At 43.1% G+C, this 20,598-nt stretch carries 19 protein-coding genes; 12 read left to right on the forward strand and 7 right to left on the reverse strand.

Annotated elements, in window-relative coordinates; all coding sequences use genetic code 11:
• The first annotated feature begins 41 nt into the window (after window positions 1–41).
• Window positions 42–1,391, forward strand: coding sequence for a T9SS type A sorting domain-containing protein (locus F9K23_13885; GenBank protein ID KAB2914513.1), 1,350 nt, complete (start codon window positions 42–44; stop codon window positions 1,389–1,391).
• A gap of 53 nt (window positions 1,392–1,444) precedes the next feature.
• Here F9K23_13885 and F9K23_13890 read toward each other — a convergent pair whose 3' ends face one another.
• Window positions 1,445–2,227 carry a hypothetical protein gene (locus F9K23_13890; protein ID KAB2914514.1) on the reverse strand — a complete coding sequence of 261 codons (783 nt, stop codon included), beginning with the start codon at window positions 2,225–2,227 and terminating at the stop codon, window positions 1,445–1,447.
• Window positions 2,228–2,335: 108 nt separating this feature from the next.
• Here F9K23_13890 and F9K23_13895 point away from each other — a divergent pair, with 108 nt between their 5' ends.
• Window positions 2,336–3,052, forward strand: coding sequence for a glycosyltransferase family 2 protein (locus tag F9K23_13895; protein ID KAB2914515.1), 717 nt, complete (start codon window positions 2,336–2,338; stop codon window positions 3,050–3,052).
• Here F9K23_13895 and F9K23_13900 read toward each other — a convergent pair whose 3' ends face one another.
• From F9K23_13900 to F9K23_13920, 5 genes are all read right to left on the reverse strand, one after another.
• Window positions 3,053–3,835, reverse strand: coding sequence for a tetratricopeptide repeat protein (locus tag F9K23_13900; protein KAB2914516.1), 783 nt, complete (start codon window positions 3,833–3,835; stop codon window positions 3,053–3,055).
• Between the two features lie 33 nt (window positions 3,836–3,868).
• On the reverse strand, window positions 3,869–4,654 hold the full coding sequence (locus F9K23_13905) for a hypothetical protein (protein KAB2914517.1): 786 nt from the start codon (window positions 4,652–4,654) through the stop codon (window positions 3,869–3,871).
• Between the two features lies 1 nt (window position 4,655).
• Window positions 4,656–5,897, reverse strand: a complete 1,242-nt coding sequence (locus F9K23_13910) for a tetratricopeptide repeat protein (protein KAB2914518.1) — start codon at window positions 5,895–5,897, stop codon at window positions 4,656–4,658.
• A complete protein-coding gene (locus F9K23_13915) occupies window positions 5,897–7,159 on the reverse strand; it encodes a tetratricopeptide repeat protein (protein ID KAB2914519.1) in 1,263 nt (420 codons plus the stop codon). The genes F9K23_13910 and F9K23_13915 overlap by 1 nt, the downstream gene beginning before the upstream one ends.
• Before the next feature lie 223 nt (window positions 7,160–7,382).
• Window positions 7,383–8,906: a GH3 auxin-responsive promoter family protein gene (locus F9K23_13920; GenBank protein ID KAB2914520.1), complete on the reverse strand. Its 1,524-nt coding sequence runs from the start codon at window positions 8,904–8,906 to the stop codon at window positions 7,383–7,385.
• A gap of 478 nt (window positions 8,907–9,384) precedes the next feature.
• Between F9K23_13920 and F9K23_13925 the strand changes: the two genes are divergently transcribed.
• The 10 genes from F9K23_13925 to F9K23_13970 all read left to right on the forward strand — a co-directional run bounded on the left by F9K23_13925 (window position 9,385) and on the right by F9K23_13970 (window position 19,587).
• The gene (locus tag F9K23_13925) at window positions 9,385–10,881 is read left to right on the forward strand and encodes a cysteine--tRNA ligase (GenBank protein ID KAB2914521.1); all 1,497 of its coding nucleotides are present in this window, start codon (window positions 9,385–9,387) and stop codon (window positions 10,879–10,881) included.
• A 68-nt stretch (window positions 10,882–10,949) separates the two neighbouring features.
• Window positions 10,950–11,927, forward strand: a complete 978-nt coding sequence (locus F9K23_13930; protein ID KAB2914522.1) for a M28 family peptidase — start codon at window positions 10,950–10,952, stop codon at window positions 11,925–11,927.
• A gap of 61 nt (window positions 11,928–11,988) precedes the next feature.
• Complete coding sequence (gene rsmA, locus F9K23_13935; GenBank protein KAB2914523.1) at window positions 11,989–12,771, forward strand: 16S rRNA (adenine(1518)-N(6)/adenine(1519)-N(6))-dimethyltransferase RsmA; 783 nt, start codon at window positions 11,989–11,991, stop codon at window positions 12,769–12,771.
• A 15-nt stretch (window positions 12,772–12,786) separates the two neighbouring features.
• Window positions 12,787–14,136, forward strand: coding sequence for a magnesium transporter (mgtE, locus tag F9K23_13940; protein ID KAB2914524.1), 1,350 nt, complete (start codon window positions 12,787–12,789; stop codon window positions 14,134–14,136).
• Between the two features lie 53 nt (window positions 14,137–14,189).
• The gene (locus F9K23_13945) at window positions 14,190–15,668 is read left to right on the forward strand and encodes a PAS domain-containing protein (protein KAB2914525.1); all 1,479 of its coding nucleotides are present in this window, start codon (window positions 14,190–14,192) and stop codon (window positions 15,666–15,668) included.
• Complete coding sequence (locus tag F9K23_13950) at window positions 15,658–16,062, forward strand: response regulator (GenBank protein KAB2914526.1); 405 nt, start codon at window positions 15,658–15,660, stop codon at window positions 16,060–16,062. The genes F9K23_13945 and F9K23_13950 overlap by 11 nt, the downstream gene beginning before the upstream one ends.
• 69 nt (window positions 16,063–16,131) lie before the next feature.
• On the forward strand, window positions 16,132–16,872 hold the full coding sequence (locus tag F9K23_13955) for a geranylgeranylglyceryl/heptaprenylglyceryl phosphate synthase (protein KAB2914527.1): 741 nt from the start codon (window positions 16,132–16,134) through the stop codon (window positions 16,870–16,872).
• Window positions 16,863–18,035 carry a glycosyltransferase family 4 protein gene (locus tag F9K23_13960; protein KAB2914528.1) on the forward strand — a complete coding sequence of 391 codons (1,173 nt, stop codon included), beginning with the start codon at window positions 16,863–16,865 and terminating at the stop codon, window positions 18,033–18,035. Before F9K23_13955 ends, F9K23_13960 begins: the two co-directional genes overlap by 10 nt.
• Window positions 18,007–18,606, forward strand: coding sequence for a ribonuclease HII (locus F9K23_13965; protein KAB2914529.1), 600 nt, complete (start codon window positions 18,007–18,009; stop codon window positions 18,604–18,606). The genes F9K23_13960 and F9K23_13965 overlap by 29 nt, the downstream gene beginning before the upstream one ends.
• A 75-nt stretch (window positions 18,607–18,681) precedes the next feature.
• Window positions 18,682–19,587 (forward strand): TraB/GumN family protein, encoded by a 906-nt coding sequence (locus F9K23_13970; GenBank protein KAB2914530.1) that lies wholly within the window; start codon window positions 18,682–18,684, stop codon window positions 19,585–19,587.
• Here the strand turns inward: F9K23_13970 and F9K23_13975 are convergent.
• Window positions 19,584–20,489, reverse strand: a complete 906-nt coding sequence (locus F9K23_13975; GenBank protein ID KAB2914531.1) for a hypothetical protein — start codon at window positions 20,487–20,489, stop codon at window positions 19,584–19,586. The two genes, F9K23_13970 and F9K23_13975, sit on opposite strands and share 4 nt — an antisense overlap.
• Between the last annotated feature and the right edge of the window lie 109 nt (window positions 20,490–20,598).

Consider the following 20,598-nt stretch of genomic DNA (forward strand, 5'->3'; position numbering starts at 1 on the left):
TTAATCATGTCCAACGTTAATGCAGCAATTGACGTTTGATAATGGACTTACATTTAAATCAAACAAACATGAAAACAGTTTTTTTACGCTATTGGTGTGCCCTTTTGCTATTGGGTACGGTTATCCCATCAATGGGACAGAACAATTTAAGGTACGGTACTTCGGCCATTCCCGCTGTGGTAAGATCGCCCTATACGTATTACGATGTACTGCGTGTATCATCAAAAGGCTGGTTGCAGCAAACATTTAACACTACCGCGTCGGCTTGGGAAGATTATGAAAAGACTAAAAACCTGAAAAACGCCGATGGAGACTTTACCGAAATTGATACTAAATATTGGGTAGATGGCTCAAGTAGCTGGGAAACAGAGTATCAAACCAACTACCAATATCAAAAAGATGCCAATAACAAGGTGATTGAGATGATTTTTGATGTGCAATCAGCATTTGATACGTACACCGTTCGCTACATATACACGTATGACCAAAACAGGCTGAGCGAGGTTGAGGTGGCATTTAAGAGCGGAGGAACTTTCTTTCCCTCAACGCACTCATTTATTAAGTACAATAATTTAGGGCAACGTGTTAAGGATTCATTGGTGGATGTAAACACTGCTGAAGCAGTATCGTCTCGCGAGTATGAGTACGACAACAACGGTAATTGCATCAAGGAATTGGGCTGGGGTAAAATGGTTGATAATTCTTGGGACACAACTATGGTGGCTCAACAAGAGTATTTTGCCGGAGGTAAACTAAAGCGCCGCATATATGGTTTCCAAAACGCTCAAGGTGATATAATGGAAAACTTTTATGATGAATATACCTACACGAATACAGGTAATGTAGATGTATATACAACGTTTATTAAGCAGAATGCAACTTCCCCCGCTAACCCGTTTATGTATTACAAACACTATTACAACGGTCAAAACAAGTTACAAACCATAGTTTCTAAAACGTTTTCATTGGCGATGAACCGCTGGAACAACGATGATAGTATTTTGTTGAATTATGTAACTGCGGGTGGCGCATATGATACTTCGTACATACACACAGGTGCTAACAATGGCATTGATTGGAGCGCTAACCCAACCGACCGTTTGGTATTTGAGAAAAATGCAACAGGAATTAAGCAGGTAGCAAGCAGCAAGCTGAACATGAATGCTTACCCTAACCCTGCTGCTACAGAATTATTTGTTGAAATAAGCACCGTTGTTGATGTAGAAACTACACTTACTCTTACCGATTTAACAGGAAAAGTTTTGAGAACTACTGAGGTTGATTTGCTTACAGGGCAAGCCAATACCATAAAAATGGACCTTAGCGGTATTCCTCAAGGGTTGTATTTGCTGCACGCAGGCAACCAAACCGTAAAACTAGTTAAAGAATAAAAATACTCCACAAACCCTTCCATTGTACCCCGTGTTGCGTTTGCAATGCGGGGTTATTTATTTGGAGGAGCAGGAGGAGGTGTTTGTGATGGCGCTTGTTGTTCAGTCGGAGATTTCCCCTCCGCATAATCAAGGTTATTTTTAGCCAGCACAAAATCAGGTTGTATTTCAAGAGCCTTTTTAAAGGCAGTAATTGCAGCCGCTTTTTGGTCGGGGTATTCTTTCAGCAAAATATACCCTTTAAGGTTTTGAAGTGCAGCCTCAAGAGAAACCGCCTGTGTTTGTTTATTGCCCAAATCAATGCTCACTTTACCCTTCATGCTGTTTTGCAATCTTTCAGCCGCAAGTACTGTTTGCATAGCTTCGCCCACACGTTGGTAGGTGTATTGCATTTCGGCAAGGCGATACCCGTGATACATTTCGTTGGTTTTGCTCAACAACTTTTCAAACGATTGGATAGCCTCTTTTACCTTTCCTAAAGAGCTTTGCGAAAGAGCTAAAGCCTCTAACACCGATAGCTTCTGACCTTTTTCAATCGAATCGGCAAAATCTTTCACAATACCGGCGGCCACCAGCTCGCATTGTACATACGATGCCATATTAAAATACAGCAAGGCCAGTGTATCCCTGTACAAACTGGTTTTTCCTTCTTCGGCCACAATGTAGTAAAGACTGTTTATAGCCACAGACGCATCTGCGTTTTGTACGGCCATTTCATAAATCTTTTTATGGGTCTCTATTGGTGTGGGCGTTTTGCTTTTAGCGGGTTGTTTGCCGGTTTGGGCAACACTGCAAAGTGTAATGCAAATTAATACGGTGGTAAAAATAGTTTTCATACTGTGTGGTAAACAAAAGTAAGAAAAAACCGTATTGACAGCTATAGTAATGTGCTAAAGGCAGTCCATTTACCGTTAATTTGTTTTCTTTGCACAAAATTTTAACGGATGTTCAATAAACTTTCGATAGTAATACCTGCCTATAACGAGGGGAAAACCATACACCTTATACTGGATAAGGTGAAGGCTGTGCAGCTGGAAGGCGGTATGCAAAAAGAGGTGATAGTGGTGAATGATTGCAGTAAGGATGATACTGTAGAGGCGGTAGAACGTTACATGAAAAGCAACCCCGATTTACCCATTGTGTTTTACAGCCATGCGATAAATATGGGGAAGGGAGCGGCATTGCACACCGGTATTAAACAAGCTACGGGTGATATTGTGCTGATACAGGATGCCGACCTTGAATACAACCCACAGGAATATCCGATTTTAATTCGCCCCATTACCGATGGTTTTGCCGATGTAGTGTACGGCAGCCGTTTTATGGGAGGCAGACCACACCGTATCTTGTTCTTTTGGCACACGATAGGGAACAAGTTTCTTACATTTTTGAGCAATATGTTTACCAACCTTAACTTAAGCGATATGGAAACCTGCTACAAGGTTTTTAAACGCGAGGTGGTGCAGGGGCTTGAGTTGAAAGAAAAACGTTTTGGTTTTGAGCCGGAAGTAACCGCAAAAATTGCACGCATACCCAAAATACGCATTTACGAAGTGGGTATTTCTTATTACGGACGTACGTATGAAGAGGGCAAAAAAATTGGCTGGCGCGATGGTTTCAGGGCTATTTGGTGTATTTTAAAATACAACCTGTTTGCCTGATTAGTTACATTGATTTACATATATAATCATACCGATTACTATAATAGCTATTTTTAGTATCAGGCTTACTTCACTTTTGGTTACATCTGGATCTATTTCTTCCTTATAAGCAGGATTTTCTTGTTTTATAAGCCGTATTTCAGGTGCACGGGGCAACGGGCTTTTTGTAGAAGGGTTTATTTGTAATAAAATCTGTGCGTGTTCTTTTGCCTTTTTAATGTTTGCCCTGTTATAGTAAGCAAGGCCTATAATTTCGTGTAAGAGTTCGTTGTTTGGGAGCAATTCAAGTGCTGCTTTCTCAGCATCTTCAAAATTTTCTACATCATTGGTTTTATGATAAGCACCTATTAATATCCCCCAACAACCCACATCCAGAGGGTCTAACTCTAATCCTGTTTTAGCACTTTCAATGGCTAATGTCCAAAGCTTTACTATAAAATAGGTATCAGCAAGCGTACCGTAATAGAACCCTACATTGGGGTTCAACTCTATGGCTTTAAGAATATCTTGACGGGCAGCAAAAGCAAGGTTATTTAATACTTTAACATTTGCTTTCACATAAAAGGCATAATCACAGTTTGGGTTGTGGGCTAATGCTTGATTGGCACATAAAACCGCTTTTTTAAGGTTTTGTAGTCTTAAATAACAGAAAGCCATTTGTTGATACGCCAAGGCAGGGTCAATATCTGAGGTAACAGCTTTTCTAAACTGCTCCAAAGCTTGCTCGTACCTTCCCAACTCTAGCAAGGCGTTGCCTTTAGCAATAAACTCTCTTTCTAACAATTTTTTTTTGGTTTAGTTATCCAATCTGTTTGCCTAATCGCCGTGCAGGTAAAAAATAACATCTAAAGCTATACGCGCAAACGCTACAATTGTAATAAAGGCGAGAACTGTAAACACATAATCCTCACTTGTATAGGGCTTATCACCATTAAGCACCCGTATTGTTTCAATCGCTTCCATCTTTTTCACGCTGTCTTGTCGCATAGGGTTGATGCGCAACGATTCGCGGTAATGCTCTAATGAACCTTCGTAATTGTTAAACCTCATCTTTCCCCACCCAATCAGTGCGTGTACATAATCATTATTTGGATCAAGGGCCAACAATTTTTTAGCAAGCCCCTCAAATTCAATACGGTTACGTTTTAAAACAGCAGCAGTCAGCAAAATTCCGTTACATCTAATATGGCTGGGGTTTAGCGCTAATCCGCTCATAGCACTTTCAACCGCCTTATCAATATTTTGTCCTTTCACGTAAATATCGGCAAGCAGCGAGTACATATCAGCAACCTCGGGGTCTATTGCTATGGCCTTTAGTATATAAAGCCGGGCTTTGTGGTAATCTTTAGCCCCTTCGTATGCTGATGCAAGCAAAAAAAAGGGTAAATATCCTTCTTGGCCTTCGGCCAGGCTTTTTTCAGCATACACAATGGCCTGTCTTTGATTTTGTAAATCAAGGTAGCAATAGCCAATCATCAAATACAGTATAGCTTTGGGTTCATCTTCACTCAGACCCAATTCAAATTCAACGATTGCTTCTTTGTATCTGCTTAGTTGAAATAAAGCTTTACCGCGTGAAAGTCTGCTTCCCCTTCTTGCCATACTACCGTGTATTTAAATAATTAGCTACCCAGCCAAACGTCCACATACCCAATAAGTACAACGTTCCTGTGATAAGGCCTGTGTCGTTTTTAGAAACTAACAGCAGTACTGAAACAATGCCCAATACCGCCAGCACAATAGTATAAATACCGATGGTTTTTAAGTTACGGCTGGTTTCGTCCAATCCGTAGAACGACGCAACGGGAATTACAATGGTGGCAAAGAAGAGGGCAGGGAATAGTAGTAAGTCGTTCGTATTGTACAAATAAGTTAACCCAAGTGCGATGGCCAGTGCTACTCCACATCCCACCAATAGTGCGCCCGTTTTTTCACGACGGTTTAGCAGGTAACGTCCATAGCGGTCTATCAGTACAAATAAGTTGAACAACGGCTCAATAATCCAAGTAAGGTAAGCGGCAAACATTAGTATGCCGTATGGGATGTATAATATGGGTACAGCTTTGGCTGCAGTTCTTAGCACTTTTGTGCCAATGTATATGCCAATTATTATAGCATATTGAGATTGCTGTTGGTACTTGGCAATCCAAAAAAAGTACATTAAAAACAGGCGGTAAAACACGTTTTTGGCCTTTAAGGCTTCAACCATGCCGCTTCGCGCCCAATCGTTGTGGGGCTGCAAACGTAATGCCTCAGCAAAATGAAAACGGGCTTCTTTATACTTCCTTATTTCAAGTTTTGTCCAGCCCACGGTAGCGTGGGTATGTGCATCATCAGGGTTGGCCGCCAATGATTCTTCAATGCCTACTTTCAATTCATCGGCACGGCCTAATTTGGTAAGAGCAAGGTTTCGGTAGTTAAGGCTTTGCGGATGTTCAGGGTCGCACTCAAGACCTTTCTCAGCATACTCAAGCATCTTATTCCAATCCCTTTCAGGCATATAAAACGATGCCAAGGCACTCCAATAGTCGGCATCCGTTGGGTCGTATGCCAACGCTTGTTGGATATGGCTTTTGGCCTTGTCCATCTTTTCTGTACGCTCATAATTAATGGCCATTATGTAATGCACCAAAGGATTATCAGGCTCGGCATTCAGCCATTGGCGGGCAAAGGCCAGCGAACGTTCATATTCTCCGGTCTCATAATAACAGCTTGAGGCAATGGATAAAAGCTCGGTATTTTGGGGTTCAAGCACCAATCCGGCATTTATTTCTTTTATCGCATCGGCAGGGCGGTTAATGTTTAGCAAATGCCTTGCCCGTTCAATATGTCGTTGTACTTCCATTAATTAAATATCTTCCAAGTATAAATTTTATCAATCATCCAACCGTATATCACTCCTACAAAAACTAAGACACCGAGGGTTTCAGAAGCACCTGTTATAAGATAAAAAAGCAAAAGCAGTCCTGCTACTGACGAAAGCCCTATTGACAAGTACTTTACATTATTGTTGGTGGTAGTTTGCAAGTGCAAATAATGTTTGCGCCAAACAATGGTTAAAAATAGTATTACCGCTGCAATAAACGGTAATGGCCCGCTGTAATCTGCCGTATCGCGTAAAAAATTAACCGTGAAAACGAAAAAAGCCAGCGATACGCCTTGGTTGGCCAAGTAGTACATGGTAGGCCAACGGGGCGTGTATAAATCTTTATATTTTTTGTTGAACAGAAATACTCCTAACGAGGCAGTTTCTTTTACCAACCAAGATACTTGCAGGGTAAGTGACAGCGGAATCAGCAACAGTAGCCACCACATACTGTCCATAGTGGCAATTACTCCAAAACAAACGAGGGTTAAAGTAAAAAGTACCAGAAACCAACGCCTTTCATTGTATGGACGAGCAGCTACGGCAAAATCTATTTTAAGTAACAGGCGGTACAAAAGGTTCTTTGCCTTTATGGCCTCCAGCAGTCCCTCTTTGGCAAGCAGTTCTTCAGGGTTTTTAGTAAGAGCTACCTCAAAGTGTTCGCGGGCTGCCTTTATTTTTCCGGTTTCCAATAAGCTCCACCCGGCCGAAAGGTGCATACCTGCATCATCGGGGCTTCGCTCCAAGGCTATTTTAAGGCTTTCTTCCAATTTACTTTTTGACCGTAACTTGGTGAGAGCAGCCGTCAGGTTTTTCTGGCAAACCTTATCATCGGGGTTTATGGCAAGTCCTCTACGGGCTTCCTCCTCAGCCTTTTCCCACTCTTCCTCGGCAATAAACAGTTCGGCTTTGTAACCGTACAACCCCGACCAATAGGGGTTACATCCCAAGGCTTGGTTAATGTACTTTTTGGCCTTGTCTAACTGCCCTTGCGAACCCGCACAAATGGATAAATAATAATACCCGCTATAACTGTCAGGACTTGCGGCAACCACTTTAGCTGCCCATTCTTCGGCAATGCCGTATTGCTTTTGCCTGTAAAAGCACCATGCCAGGTTTTCAAACACCGTAACATCTTCAGGGTCGTGCTTCAATGCCTCCAGTAATTCTTTAAGGGCAGCATCGTATCGCCTCAACTCCATTAAAAGTTCGGCACGTTGTATATGCGGTGTAGTACTCACAAAAAATGGTTAAGCGAGTATATACAATTTACAGGGGAGTTGGAAACGACCGTGGTAGGAAATAATAGATGTTTGTCGAAAGGATATTTTGTCAACGGGTATAAACCCGTCGCTATTTGAGATTGTGTCCTCGAAGGGTTTTAAACCATTCGGGGGCAACACACCCAAAAGAACAGGACTTCATGTCCTGTTTAAACGATGAGTAAGACCCGCCACAAAAAAATTATACGTTTTGCAGGGCTAAAATTTCGTCAACAATTTTGCGGTCGTTGCTTAGGCGGGGTACTTTATGCTGACCGCCCAGCTTGCCTTTTGTTTTTAGCCAGTTATGAAAAACTCCCGGTTCCATTAAATGTACTTTTGGGGGTTTCAAAGCAATATCCTTGTATCGTTTTGCTTCGTAGTCAGAGTTCAACGTCTTCAACGTATTGTCTAAAATGGCCTTAAACTCCTGAGGGTTTTCGGGGGCTTTTTCAAACTCCACCAGCCACTCGTGGCCGGCACTTTGGCCGTCTTCTTCTGTAAAGTAAATAGGGGCGGCAGTATAATCACGCAATACCGCGTTGGTATGCCTGCAAGCCTCAGCCATTGCCATCTCGGCATTGTCAATCATCAACTCCTCACCAAAGGCATTAATAAACAATTTGGTGCGGCCTGATATTTTAAAACGGTAAGGATTTACCGAAGTAAACCTAACCGTATCGCCCACCAAATATCTCCATAAGCCGGCATTGGTACTGATTAGCATGGCATAGTTTTGCCCTGCTTCCACCTCGGCCAATGTATAGGTTTTGGGGTTATCAGTAGTATATAATTCTTCTTGCTTAATAAACTCGTAGTAAATGCCGTAGTTGGTCATTAGCAGCATATCATCCCTGCCGCTCTCTGCCTGTAAACCAAAGAAACCTTCCGAGGCATTGTAAGTCTCCAAGTAGTTCATACTCGACGACGGTATCAGTTTTTTAAACTGCTCGCGGTAAGGCACAAAGCTCACCCCGCCGTGTATGTATAGTTCAAGATTAGGCCAAATCTCCGTCATATCCTTTCGGCCAGTCATTTCAAACAAACGGTTCATCAACACCACCGTCCATGTGGGCACGCCCGAAATATTTGTTACATCTTCGTTAACCGTTGCTAAGGCCAATTTTTCAATCTTCTCTTCCCACTCATCCATCAGTGCGATTGACAAATCAGGCGTTCTCAAAAAATTCACCCAAAAGGGCAAATTGGCCATTATCACTGCACTAAGGTCGCCAAAATTGCTGCTATCATTATAGTTGTTTACCTTGTGGCTACCACCGATTACCAAGCCCTTGCCCGCAAAAATTTTCGTTTCGGGGTGGTTATGGCAATACACCGTAAGCACATCCCTACCGCCCTGAAAATGGCAATCCTCAAGTGCTTCGTAACTCACAGGGATAAACTTGCTTTTATCATTCGTAGTACCCGATGATTTGGCAAACCATCGTATTTCACTGGGCCAAAGCACATTTTGTTCGCCTCTCATCGTGCGTTCAATAAAGGGCTTCAGCTCCTCGTAAGTGCTCACAGGAACACGGCGGGCATACTCTTCGGGGGTGTGGATGCTTTTGTAATCATACAAGCGCCCCCAAGCAGTGTTTTGTGCCTGCTCAATAAGGCTTTTAAACGTTTGGTGCTGTACTTCGGCGGCATGGGTCATAGCATACTCAACCTGCTGCATCCGGCGGCGGAAATACCAAGAAAGTAGTGAACCGAATATTGCCATAGCCTTAGTGGTAGTTTAAGTGAAATTGTTAGAAAATTACAACATTTTACCCAAACAAGCAATATGATTTTAATCAAATGCAAGCAGGTGTTTGAAAATCAGCAGGGTTGGGGACAATCAGATTAAGAGAAAAGTACAAGCCGGCACTGCTTTTTATTTGTTTCCGCTCCCCCCACGCGCCATCGTTCAGAAATTTAAAAATGGGGTTGTTTTAAAAGTAAAGGGTTGAAACCCTCATCTGTTACAATTACCCCATGTGAAGGACTTAAGTCCTTCACATGGGGTAATCTCAAAAGCGATAGGTTGAAACCTATCCCCTCAAAATCATTGTATAACTTGTTTTTGACGCAGTCCCACAAAACAAAGTCATCATAATAACCGTGAGTACTTGCAACCTATTAAGCCTCATTGAACATGACGAGGATTTTACAAGGGTTTAAGAAGCAATTCACCACTAAAACTCCTATTTTTGCAACAAATGGAACCACTAAAATTATACAACACCTACACTCGCCGGCTCGAAGAGTTTGAACCTATTAATGGCCCTTTTGTTGGATTGTATGTGTGTGGTCCTACCGTGTATGGCCCTCCGCATTTGGGGCACTCACGCGGTCCTATCACCTTTGATGTACTGCATCGCTACTTGATACACAGGGGCTACAAAGTGCGCTACGTGCGCAACGTTACCGATGTGGGTCACTTGGTGGATGATGGCGACGAAGGCGAGGATAAAATTGCCAAAAAGGCACGCCTTGAGAAGCTGGAGCCTATGGAAATAGCCCAGTTATATACCAACAGTTACCGCGAGGCCATAGGCCGTTTGAATATTATACCCCCCAGTATCGAGCCACTGGCATCGGGGCATATACCCGAGCAAATAGCCATGATTGCTAAGATTATGGAGCAAGGCTTGGCGTATGAGTCAAACGGGTCGGTGTATTTTGATGTAATAAAATACGCCGAAACCTACGACTATGGTAAACTCAGCGGACGTGTTTTGGAAGACCTGATAGCAGGTGCCGGCAATGCCGCTCGCGAGTTGGAAGGACAGGACGAGAAACGTAACCCCAATGATTTTGCCCTTTGGAAAAAGGCCGCCCCTGAGCACATTATGCGCTGGGATTCACCGTGGAGCGTTGGTTTCCCCGGTTGGCACATCGAGTGCTCGGCCATGAGTAATAAATATTTAGGGCAAGAGTTTGATATACACGGCGGCGGGATGGATTTACTATTCCCCCACCACGAGAGCGAAATAGCCCAAAGCACCGCTTGCCACCACAAGCAGCCTGCAAAATACTGGTTGCACCACAACATGATTACGGTAAACGGCCAAAAGATGGCTAAATCGTTGGGCAATGGCATCAACATGATGGATTTGTACGACGGCACCAACCATTTGCTTGAAAAACCGTACAGCCCCATGACGCTGAAATTTTTTGTGTTGCAGGCTCACTACCGAAGCACTTTAGATTTTAGCAACGAAGCGTTACAAGCCGCCGAGAAAGGGCTTGTTCGTTTATTCAGTGCATATAAGCTAATAGACGGTCTGAGAACTCATGAAGTCTCAACATTTGAGACTGGAGGTAATAGCAATATCAACGCTCTTCTGATGAAATGTTACGAAGCAATGAATCAAGACCTTCATACCCCATCTGTAATTTCTATTTTGTTTGAGGGTGTGAACATCATTAATTCTGTTGCGAATGTTGCAGGCCAATCCATAACCGAAGCAGACAAGACCTTGCTAAAGCAATTGTTTGATACGTTTTTGGTAGATGTATTGGGCTTGAAAGAAGAAGAAAAAGGAAGCGACGGCTTGGTAGAGGATTTGATGCAATTGATTATTACCCTGCGCAAAGAAGCAAGAGATAAGAAAGATTTTGCTACCAGCGATATTATTCGCGACCGATTGAAAGAAGCAGGCGTGCAACTAAAAGACGGCAAAGAAGGCACTACGTTTAGTGTTGAAAATTAATGGGGTTTTTTTGAGCCAACCTGCAGATTATTTGTACAACATATCACACTTGAAACGTTACCGCTAACATGAAACCACTGGTATACATAACAGTCGCTACACTTGTTTTTGCCGCGTGTAAATCTGATACAAACGGAAAAAAAGGCAATGGTACCGATACAACCACCAAAACTACTCCCGCACAACCGGTGGCTGCCCCTGCATTTAGCGGCGATACAGCCCTTATGTTTGTGCAAAAGCAGGTAGATTTTGGTCCGCGTGTGCCCGGCACGGCTGCCCATGCCAAGTGCGCCCAATACCTGTACAGCGAACTGAAAAAGTATGCCGATAACGTTATCCTGCAACAAGGGCAGGCGGTTACGGCGGATAAAACCAACATCACCATTAAAAATATTATTGGCGAGTTTAACCCTACGGCAACTAACCGCATTTTGTTGTTTGCACACTGGGATACCCGTCCGTGGGCGGATGAAGATACCAAAGACCAAAACAAACCCATTTTGGGTGCCAACGATGGCGGCAGCGGGGTAGGGGTATTGTTAGAAGTAGCCCGCCAACTAAGTATTAAAAAACCTACTTGGGGCGTTGATATTATCTTTTTTGATGCCGAAGATTGGGGCAAATCAGAAGTTGAGAACTCGTACTGTTTAGGCTCGCAATATTGGGGTAAAAACCTGCACAAAGCCGGATACAAAGCCAACTACGGTATATTGTTGGATATGGTGGGCGCGCCCAACGCTACTTTCTTGTTAGAAGGATATTCAAAACAAACCGCCCCCGATGTGTTGCGCAAAGTATGGGATGCAGCAGGCGGTCTTAACCATTATAACCACTTTTTGTACACTGAATACGGTGGAATTATTGACGACCATTATTACGTAAACCGCGCTACAGGAATACCCTGTATCGATATTATACACGTGAAACCCAGCGGTGGGTTTGGCGATTTTTGGCATACCCACAACGACGATATGGACGTTGTAAATAAAAACACCTTGCAGGCAGTAGGAGAAACACTATTGCACGTGGTGTACAACGAAAAATAATAACCGCGTTTAGTTTACAACAACAGTAACGGGGTGGTGATAGCCCGGAGAGGATAAAAGCATGACGGTAGCCCCCAAAAAACATCTTGGGCAACATTTTTTAAAAGACGAAAATATTGCCCGCAACATAGCCCAAAGCCTTAGTGGAGAAGGGTACAAACAGGTGCTTGAAGTTGGCCCCGGTATGGGCGTGCTTACCCAATTCTTATTGCAAGATACCCGCTTTGAAACGTGGTGTATTGAGATTGACACAGAATCGGTGGCGTATTTAAAACAACACTATCCGCAACTGCAAGGCAGGTTATTGGAAGAAGATTTTTTAAAAATCCACCTGCAAAAATACCTTACCGAACCGTTTGCGCTGGCAGGTAATTTCCCTTACAACATCAGCAGCCAGATAATATTTAAAATGCTGGATAACCGCCACCAAATACCCGAGCTGGTGGGGATGTTTCAAAAAGAAGTGGCCGAACGTTTTAATGCAAAACCTCGCACCAAAGCCTACGGCATCTTATCGGTATTGTTGCAAACCTATTACGATACCGAATATTTATTTACCGTACACGAACACGTTTTCAATCCTCCGCCAAAAGTAAAATCAGGCGTGGTGCGCATTGTACGCAACCAACGGCAGCAGTTAGAGTGCGACGAAAGCCTGTTTAAAGACGTAATAAAAACAGCCTTTAACCAACGCCGCAAAACCATGCGAAACAGTTTAAAGAAATTTAACCTGCCCGATGAGGTGTTTGTCAACACTGATTTTGCTAAATTGCGGCCAGAAGAACTAAACGTTCAGGAATTTATTACCCTCACCCGATTGGTGCAAGAACACCGCAGGGCATAAAGTACAGCACACACAATGTCTGAATTGCTCACCAAAGGCCTCAAGGCAGATATAAAAACCTACCTCGCCCAAGGCGATATGGATAAGCTGCGCTTGCTGCTTAATGAGCTGTACCCCGAAGATATTGCCGAATTATTTTTTACCCTCACCACCGAAGAGATGCAAGAGGTGCTTGAGCTGCTTTCGAAAGAAGATGCAGTAAGCACGCTTAGTTCTTTGGATGAAGACTTGAGGGTGAAACTGTTAAAGCTGTACACCCCCGACCATATTGCCAAGGAGTTTGTGGATTACATGGACTCTGACGACGCAGCGGATTTGCTGAACGACCTGCCTGCCGACATGGCCGAGGAGATTATTGCCTTGCTTACCGATGATGAGCAAGCCCGTAACGTTACCTCGCTGTTGCGGTACAAAGAAGATACGGCGGGTGGTTTGATGGCAAAGGAATTGATAAAAGTAAATATCGATTGGACACTTGCCGAGTGTGTGGAAGAGATACGTAAACAAGCCGAAAACGTAGAGGTGGTGTACTCTGTGTATGTGATAGACAGCAAAAACCGTTTAAAAGGTATCGTATCGCTTAAAAGCATTATGCTTTCTCCTGCCCACGAAAAAGTAGGCAGCATATACAACCCCGATATACAGGAGGTTACCACGCACACTCCGGGTGAGCAGGTAGCACAAATAATGAACAAATACGGCTTGGTAGTATTACCCGTTGTGGATGCGCTGGGCAGGTTGATGGGACGTATTACCATTGACGACGTAGTTGACTTTATTAAAGAAGAAGCCGACAAAGATTATCAGTTGATGTCAGGTATCAGCGAGGACGTTGAGCTTACCGATAAGGTATGGATACTTAGCCGCGCGCGTTTACCTTGGCTATTGATAGGTTTGCTGGGTGGTATTGCCAGCAGCCGTGTAGTAGGTTTATACGAAGGCGAGTTGGTGATACATCCCCAAATGGCCTTCTTTATGCCCCTTGTAGCGGCCATGGGCGGTAATGCTGGGGTACAATCGTCGGCTATCGTTGTGCAAGGCCTAGCCAACAACACCATGGGCACCAAAGACATTATGCCTAAATTGGGTAAAGAGTTTATGGTGGCCCTTATTAATGGTCTTATCTGCTCATTGGTGATATTGGGGTATAACTTTATTATCGGCAGTCCTCAAAGTCTTAGCCTCACCGTTGGTACGGCATTACTTTCCGTTATCATATTCGCATCAATTTTGGGCATGGTAGTTCCCCTTTTACTGGATAAAGCCAAAATCGACCCCGCACTTGCCACCGGTCCGTTTATAACCACCACCAACGATTTATTGGGCTTGGGTATCTATTTCACAATTGGTCAAATGATACTGTAGATAATCAGGCATTAATCATAAAAATTAAGTATATTTGGTAAAGCACGGTTATCATGACCGAAGAAGAGTTTAAAGCACTGAGTCTATTGCATACCAACGACTTTGTAAGTCTGCACAAAGTCAATGGGAAAACTTTGTATGTGAGCTCTAATTGCGAACGGATAACAGGGTATACCTCCACCGAGTTTAAAAGCCACAATCCATACGACTTTTTTCATCCTGAAGATGTAATGGCAATTGAAAAAAACACATTTCCATTGTTGTTAGGTAATCAGGAAGAAACCATCACCGAATTCAGGTTCAAAAAGAAAAATCAAAAATACTCTTGGTTTGAAGTTAAAGGAAGGCCCATAAAGAACGAAGCGGGTGATGTTGTATTTATGCTTTCAATCGCGCGTGACATTTCTCAGTTGAAAGAATATCTGGATAGAATACGGCAAAAAGAAGCCATGCTTTTTGAGGCGGGTAAAATGGCTCGTATCGGTGCTTGGGAACTAGAAATAGAGACTGAAACGCTGCATTGGAGCCGTATGACGTATGAAATACACGAGCTTGAACAAGGCAAAATACCCAAGCTGGAGGAAGCAATTAATTTTTATGCCCCCGAAGCGCGGCCGATAATAACTAAAGCTGTACAAGACGCAATTGAAAAAGGCATTCCATACGACTTAAAACTACCGTTTATTACTGCTAAAGGCAACGAGCTTTGGGTACGTGCCATTGGTAAACCTGAACATCAAGAGGGCAAAACCCCCAGATTATTTGGGGTATTTCAGGACATAACCCAAGAAGTAGAGCAACAACTGCAACAAAAAGCATTGATTAATCAGCTTACTACCCAAAAGCAGCAATTGCAAGAGTACAACCAAATAGTGTCGCACAACTTGCGTAGCCCTGTTTCAAGCCTTAATGCGTTACTTCATTTTATCAGTAAAACCGAAGACCAGGAAGAGAAAAACAAAATAATAGAGAACATAAAAGAGGTTACATCCTCACTAAACAACCTGCTGGAAGAATTGGTAGACGCCGTTAAAGTGATAAACAATGAGGAGCTGGTGTTTGAAGAAGTAAGTGTAACAACAGCTGTAGCGGGAGTTAAAAATATGCTCGACGGCAGCATAAAAGAACTGGACGCACAATTAACTGTAAATACCGATGCTTGGGAAACCGTGCATTTTCCCAAACTGTATTTCAATAGCATATTGCTCAACCTTATCAGCAATTCTCTTAAATACTACTCACCTTCGCGTAAACCCGAAATTATAATCACCACGGGCTATGAAGGCAAGGCCAAAACCCTTAGCATTAGCGACAACGGCTTGGGTATTGATTTGGCAAGGCACAAAGACAAAGTATTTAAACTGCATAAAACGTTTCACAGGCAAAGGCCGGGTAAAGGCTTGGGTCTTTTTATGACCCGCAACCAAATACAATCAACCGGCGGCAGTATTTCTGTTGAAAGCGAAGTAGATAAGGGCACCACCTTTAAAATAGTATTTAATAATTACCACGTATACGAACATGAAGCCTAATATAATTAGTGTTGTTGACGACGACAGAATACAACAGTATGCGATGACGAAAACCATCGAATCGACCAGAAGGATTAAAAAAGTACTGGTGTTTTCTGACGGTGAGGAGGCATACGAACATTTGAGTAAGAACATTGCGCTTGCCGATGAATTACCCGATGTAATTTTTCTGGATTTAAATATGCCTTACATGGATGGCTGGGAATTTTTAGATGAGTTTGCCAACCTTAAACCCAGGCTTCCCAAAAAAATCATCATTTACGTTGTAAGCTCTTCGGTATCAGAAATGGATATGAACCGCGCCAAGGAAATATCAGACGTTACGGATTACATTGTGAAGCCGATAACGATGGGTAGGTTTGATGCGATACTTAGTAGTATAGAGAACTTGTAACGAGCCTAACACACCAATCCGAACAACGGGTTTAAAAAAATACCCTATCTTGCAGCCCAAATAGCCGCTATGCAAGCCCGTATTTTAAGCCAACTACAACACAAAACCCAAAAAGGGGTGAAACAACTGGCCGTGCTGATAGACCCTGATTTTGAGCAGGGGCTTGCCAAAACCATTGATATTTGCAACCGCACACAAGTAGATTACATTTTTGTGGGCGGCAGCTTGGTAACCGAAGGCAATACCGGACGTTGTGTGGCCGCCATTAAGCAGCACACCGATATACCCGTATTATTGTTTCCCGGCAGCACCATGCAATTAACCGAGCAGGCCGATGCGCTGTTGTTACTTTCGCTGATATCAGGCCGTAACCCCGATTTACTAATCGGCAAACACGTTGAAAGCGCTCCGTTTATTAAGCAATCAGGTCTTGAGGTAATACCCACAGGCTATATGCTGATTGACGGCGGAAAAATCACCAGCGTACAATACATAAGCAACACCATCCCCATTCCTGCCGATAAACCCGATATTGCTATGGCAACCGCACTTGCAGGGGAATTATTAGGCTTGAAGTTGATATACATGGATGCAGGCAGTGGTGCCGCAACCCCGATTAGCGAAGAAATAATCAGCAGGGTTAAGAAAACCGTAAACCTGCCTATAATAGTTGGCGGGGGCATACGCAGCAGCAAGCAAGCCGTAGCCGCTTGGAATGCCGGAGCCGATGTAGTAGTGATAGGCAATGCGGTAGAGAAAGACAAAACCCTGATTGAAGAACTTTCAGAAGCCGCTGCTGAGTGGCAATAAACACAAGCAACGTGGTAATAGCCATCAATACACGGTTTCTTTTAAAAAACAAGCTGGAAGGGATAGGCCGTTTTACCTACGAAACCGTTAAACTGCTTGTAAAACAACATCCTGAACATACTTTTATTTTCATTTTCGATAGGAAGTACGACCCTGAATTTGTGTTTGCCAAAAACATAATTCCGGTAGTTATCCCCCCGCCTGCAAGGCACCCTGTTTTGTGGTACTTGTGGTTTGAGTGGAGCATCCCCCTCGTACTTAAAAAATACAAACCCGATGTATTTTTATCGCCCGATGGATATTTAAGCCTGCGCACCCGCGTACCTCAAATACCTGTAATGCACGATTTGGCCTTTATTCACCGCCCTGATGATATAGGTAAGTTGGTTCGCAACTATTACAACCATTACTTCCCCAAGTTTGCCAAAAAAGCAGCCCGCATAGCCACAGTTTCAGAATATTCGAAACAAGACATTGCCAAACAATACGGCATAACCCCCGAAAAAATTGATGCGGTGTACAACGGAGTCAGTAACAAGTTTTTTCCGTTAAGCGAGGAACAAAAAATCCAAGTACGCCAAAAAACAACGGGCGGCAAACCCTATTTTGTGTTTGTAGGCGCGTTGCAGCCCCGCAAAAATATCAGCAATTTGCTAAAGGCGTTTGATGCGTTTAAGCAAACCGATACCCCAAACACCCAGTTGGTAATAGTAGGACGCAAGGCATGGCAAACCGAGGAAATGGACACGGTTTTTGAGGCCATGAAGTTTAAGAACGACGTGGTTTTTACCGGCCGCCTTAGCGATGAAGACCTGTCTGCTACCATTGCCGCCGGCATTAGCATGGTGTATGTAGCCTTTTTTGAAGGGTTTGGCTTACCCATTACCGAGGCGTTTAAATGCCACGTGCCGGTTATCACCTCAAACACATCTTCAATGCCTGAAGTAGCAGGGGATGCAGGGTTGTTGGTCGACCCTTTTTCTGTGCAAAGTATAGCCGATGCCTTGCAGCAAATGGCAAGCAACGCCGAATTACGGCACAACCTCACCCAAAAAGCGATTGAGCGCAGCGAGGTGTTTACTTGGGAAAAAACCGCTACTTTGCTGTGGCAAAGCATTGAACAAGTAGTAAACAATGGCACTAAAACTAAGCTTGCAAACTGAGGTACCCGAAGCGGGTTGCGACGAGGCAGGGCGCGGATGCCTTGCAGGTCCGGTGTATGCGGCAGCCGTTATTCTTCCGCCAAAGTTTAAAAACAAATTACTGACCGACTCTAAACAACTTACCGAAGCACAGCGCGATAGCCTGCGCCCTATTATTGAGCAAGAGGCACTGGCTTGGGCAGTGGGCATTTGCAGTGTTGAAGAGATTGACGAAATAAATATCCTTAACGCCTCTATAAAGGCCATGCACAAAGCATTGGCGCAACTAACGCCCCAACCGGGTATGATTGCGGTTGATGGTAACCGTTTTAAAAGCTATCAGAACATTCCCCACCAAACAGTAATTAAAGGCGACGGTTTGTACATGAACATTGCGGCGGCATCCATATTGGCTAAAACCCACCGCGACGAGTGCATGGTGAAACTTGCTGCCGAATATCCTGAGTTTAACTGGGCACAGAACAAAGGCTATGCAACCCTTGCCCACCGCAAGCTGCTTATTGCCAACGGCCCTACTCCCCACCACCGCAAGAGTTTTAAGCTAAAAGAAGCCCAACTCAGTATTTTTTAGGGCAGGGGTGTGTGGATGAATTGTGCATTCAGCAACTTAGCATAGCTGCTATATTTGAAAAATAACCTCTTTTAAATGAAACTGTTTTCAAAAATTATACTGGCAATTACGTTGCTGTTTTTTGTTAGCACTGCTAATGCACAACGCGAGAAATCATCTAACAAAAAGCAAAAAGACTCAAAAAATGATACTTGGCTGTGGGAAATAAGCGGCAACGGGCTGAAGCAAAAAAGCTATTTGTACGGCACCATGCACATGATGTGCGCGGATGATTTTACAATAAGCGATAGCTTGAGGGCAAAGATGAACAAAAGCGAACAGTTGGTGCTTGAGGTAGTGGATGCCGATAACCCGATGAATGTGATGGTACTGATGCAGGCAATGGCCATGAAAGGCAAGACCCTGCAAGACTTTTACACCGAAGCGGAGTACAATGAGTTGAACAACTTTTTTGTAGATAGTTTGGGAACCGACATTGAGCAACTGTCGTCGTTTAGCCCTTTTTTCTCAATTATTGCCATGATGCCATTGCAATTAGGCTGTATGGATATTAAATCGTACGAAACCGAACTTACGCAACTGGCACGCAGCAACAACAAAGAAGTAAAAGAGTTGGAAACCATCCAGTTTCAGGTGAGTTTATTTGATACAATACCCTATGCGATACAAGCCAAAGAACTGCTACGTTCGGTACGTGAATGGACGAAAGAAAAGCAGTTGTTTGGCGAAATGGTATCAATTTACAAAAACAAAGAGATGGACAAGGTAATGATATTTGCCCGCAGTAATTTTGGTGCATTGACAGAATACTGGGACATATTTCTTAAAAACCGCAACGAAAACTGGATACCTAAAATAAAAGCAATGACCGCCGAAAAAAGCACTTTGTTTGCTGTGGGAGCTGCCCACCTTGCCGGTGATTACGGAGTGATAAACCTGTTGCGCAAAGCAGGGTACACGGTAAATCCGGTGAAGGATTAATTATTTTTTTGCCAAAGAGCAAGGTATTGTGGTTTTACAATACTTTTCAGGCTTTTGTAGGGAATGATTATATCGGCAATATACCCTGATGGGAATGAGGGGCTATGACCATAATAATCATTTTTTGTCTTTAGCCCTGTTATTGTAGGTATTAGATAAAATGTTCTGTACCAATCATTGGTGATAAAGTGCTCCAGTTTAACTCTATAAAACATATCAAAAACTATGCAGGGATATATTGTATCAGTGCATCCGGCCATAGTAAAAAAAGTATCACAGTTTATATCTGTGTCCAGCCCTTTCAAAATCATATCATAGTAGCGGTTCGTCACGCTTGAATCCTTATCATAAATAAAAATTTCAGGTTGCGGCACTTCTCTTATTTTACCATTAGCCGATTTTATAAAGTGTTTATAGCTGCCTTGGTTATAAGGCTGCATGCCGCCTAAGTTGCCTCTTCCGAAATGCTCAATAGTAACCCATTTGTTGGTTACAAAATGCGGAATAACATCAAATTGAAACTCATAACCTTCTTCGGTTAACTTGGTTGTGTCAAGGTCCATTTCCCTTACATAATTCACAACCATTTTGTTGATTTTGGCATTTAGTTGTTTGTCCCAAGCCTTATCGCCTGTATTAAATGCTATTTGAGTATAGGTTATGTTAGATTTTCCCACCCGTATTTCAGTTTTGGTATAGAGGGTTTTATATAAATCTATTTCATCGTTCCAAACAGGAGTATCCGCAAGAAATCTAAGGCTGTCGTATAAACGGCTACACTTGTCTTCTTTACTATCTACATTTTCAGCAATGGGTACGCTATCTGCAACCCGCGTTCTATCTGCTTGCTTTTGTTTGCAGCCAAACAAAATCAGCGGAATCAGGAGGGTAATAAACCGCATTTTATCTATAACGAGTTGCATTTAGAAACATATATGCGGTGCAAAATATATTTCATTTTTAAGGTATCACCACCTTATGTTTAAAATCCTTATTTTCGCGCCTTTAAAA

The organism is Bacteroidota bacterium, from assembly GCA_008933805.1.
Classification (GTDB): Bacteria; Bacteroidota; Bacteroidia; order UBA8524; family UBA8524; genus SB11.

Bases quoted from the DNA above. Each gene is read 5' to 3' on its own strand.
- F9K23_13945 (KAB2914525.1), top strand. From the start codon at position 14,190: ATGACCGAAGAAGAGTTTAAAGCACTGAGTCTATTGCATACCAACGAC.
- F9K23_13970 (KAB2914530.1), top strand. From the start codon at position 18,682: ATGAAACTGTTTTCAAAAATTATACTGGCAATTACGTTGCTGTTTTTT.
- F9K23_13920 (KAB2914520.1), bottom strand. From the start codon at position 8,906: ATGGCAATATTCGGTTCACTACTTTCTTGGTATTTCCGCCGCCGGATG.
- F9K23_13965 (KAB2914529.1), top strand. From the start codon at position 18,007: ATGGCACTAAAACTAAGCTTGCAAACTGAGGTACCCGAAGCGGGTTGC.
- F9K23_13905 (KAB2914517.1), bottom strand. From the start codon at position 4,654: ATGGCAAGAAGGGGAAGCAGACTTTCACGCGGTAAAGCTTTATTTCAA.
- F9K23_13885 (KAB2914513.1), top strand. From the start codon at position 42: ATGGACTTACATTTAAATCAAACAAACATGAAAACAGTTTTTTTACGC.
- F9K23_13890 (KAB2914514.1), bottom strand. From the start codon at position 2,227: ATGAAAACTATTTTTACCACCGTATTAATTTGCATTACACTTTGCAGT.
- F9K23_13895 (KAB2914515.1), top strand. From the start codon at position 2,336: ATGTTCAATAAACTTTCGATAGTAATACCTGCCTATAACGAGGGGAAA.
- F9K23_13925 (KAB2914521.1), top strand. From the start codon at position 9,385: ATGGAACCACTAAAATTATACAACACCTACACTCGCCGGCTCGAAGAG.
- F9K23_13950 (KAB2914526.1), top strand. From the start codon at position 15,658: ATGAAGCCTAATATAATTAGTGTTGTTGACGACGACAGAATACAACAG.
- F9K23_13930 (KAB2914522.1), top strand. From the start codon at position 10,950: ATGAAACCACTGGTATACATAACAGTCGCTACACTTGTTTTTGCCGCG.
- F9K23_13910 (KAB2914518.1), bottom strand. From the start codon at position 5,897: ATGGAAGTACAACGACATATTGAACGGGCAAGGCATTTGCTAAACATT.
- rsmA (KAB2914523.1), top strand. From the start codon at position 11,989: ATGACGGTAGCCCCCAAAAAACATCTTGGGCAACATTTTTTAAAAGAC.
- F9K23_13975 (KAB2914531.1), bottom strand. From the start codon at position 20,489: ATGCGGTTTATTACCCTCCTGATTCCGCTGATTTTGTTTGGCTGCAAA.
- mgtE (KAB2914524.1), top strand. From the start codon at position 12,787: ATGTCTGAATTGCTCACCAAAGGCCTCAAGGCAGATATAAAAACCTAC.
- F9K23_13955 (KAB2914527.1), top strand. From the start codon at position 16,132: ATGCAAGCCCGTATTTTAAGCCAACTACAACACAAAACCCAAAAAGGG.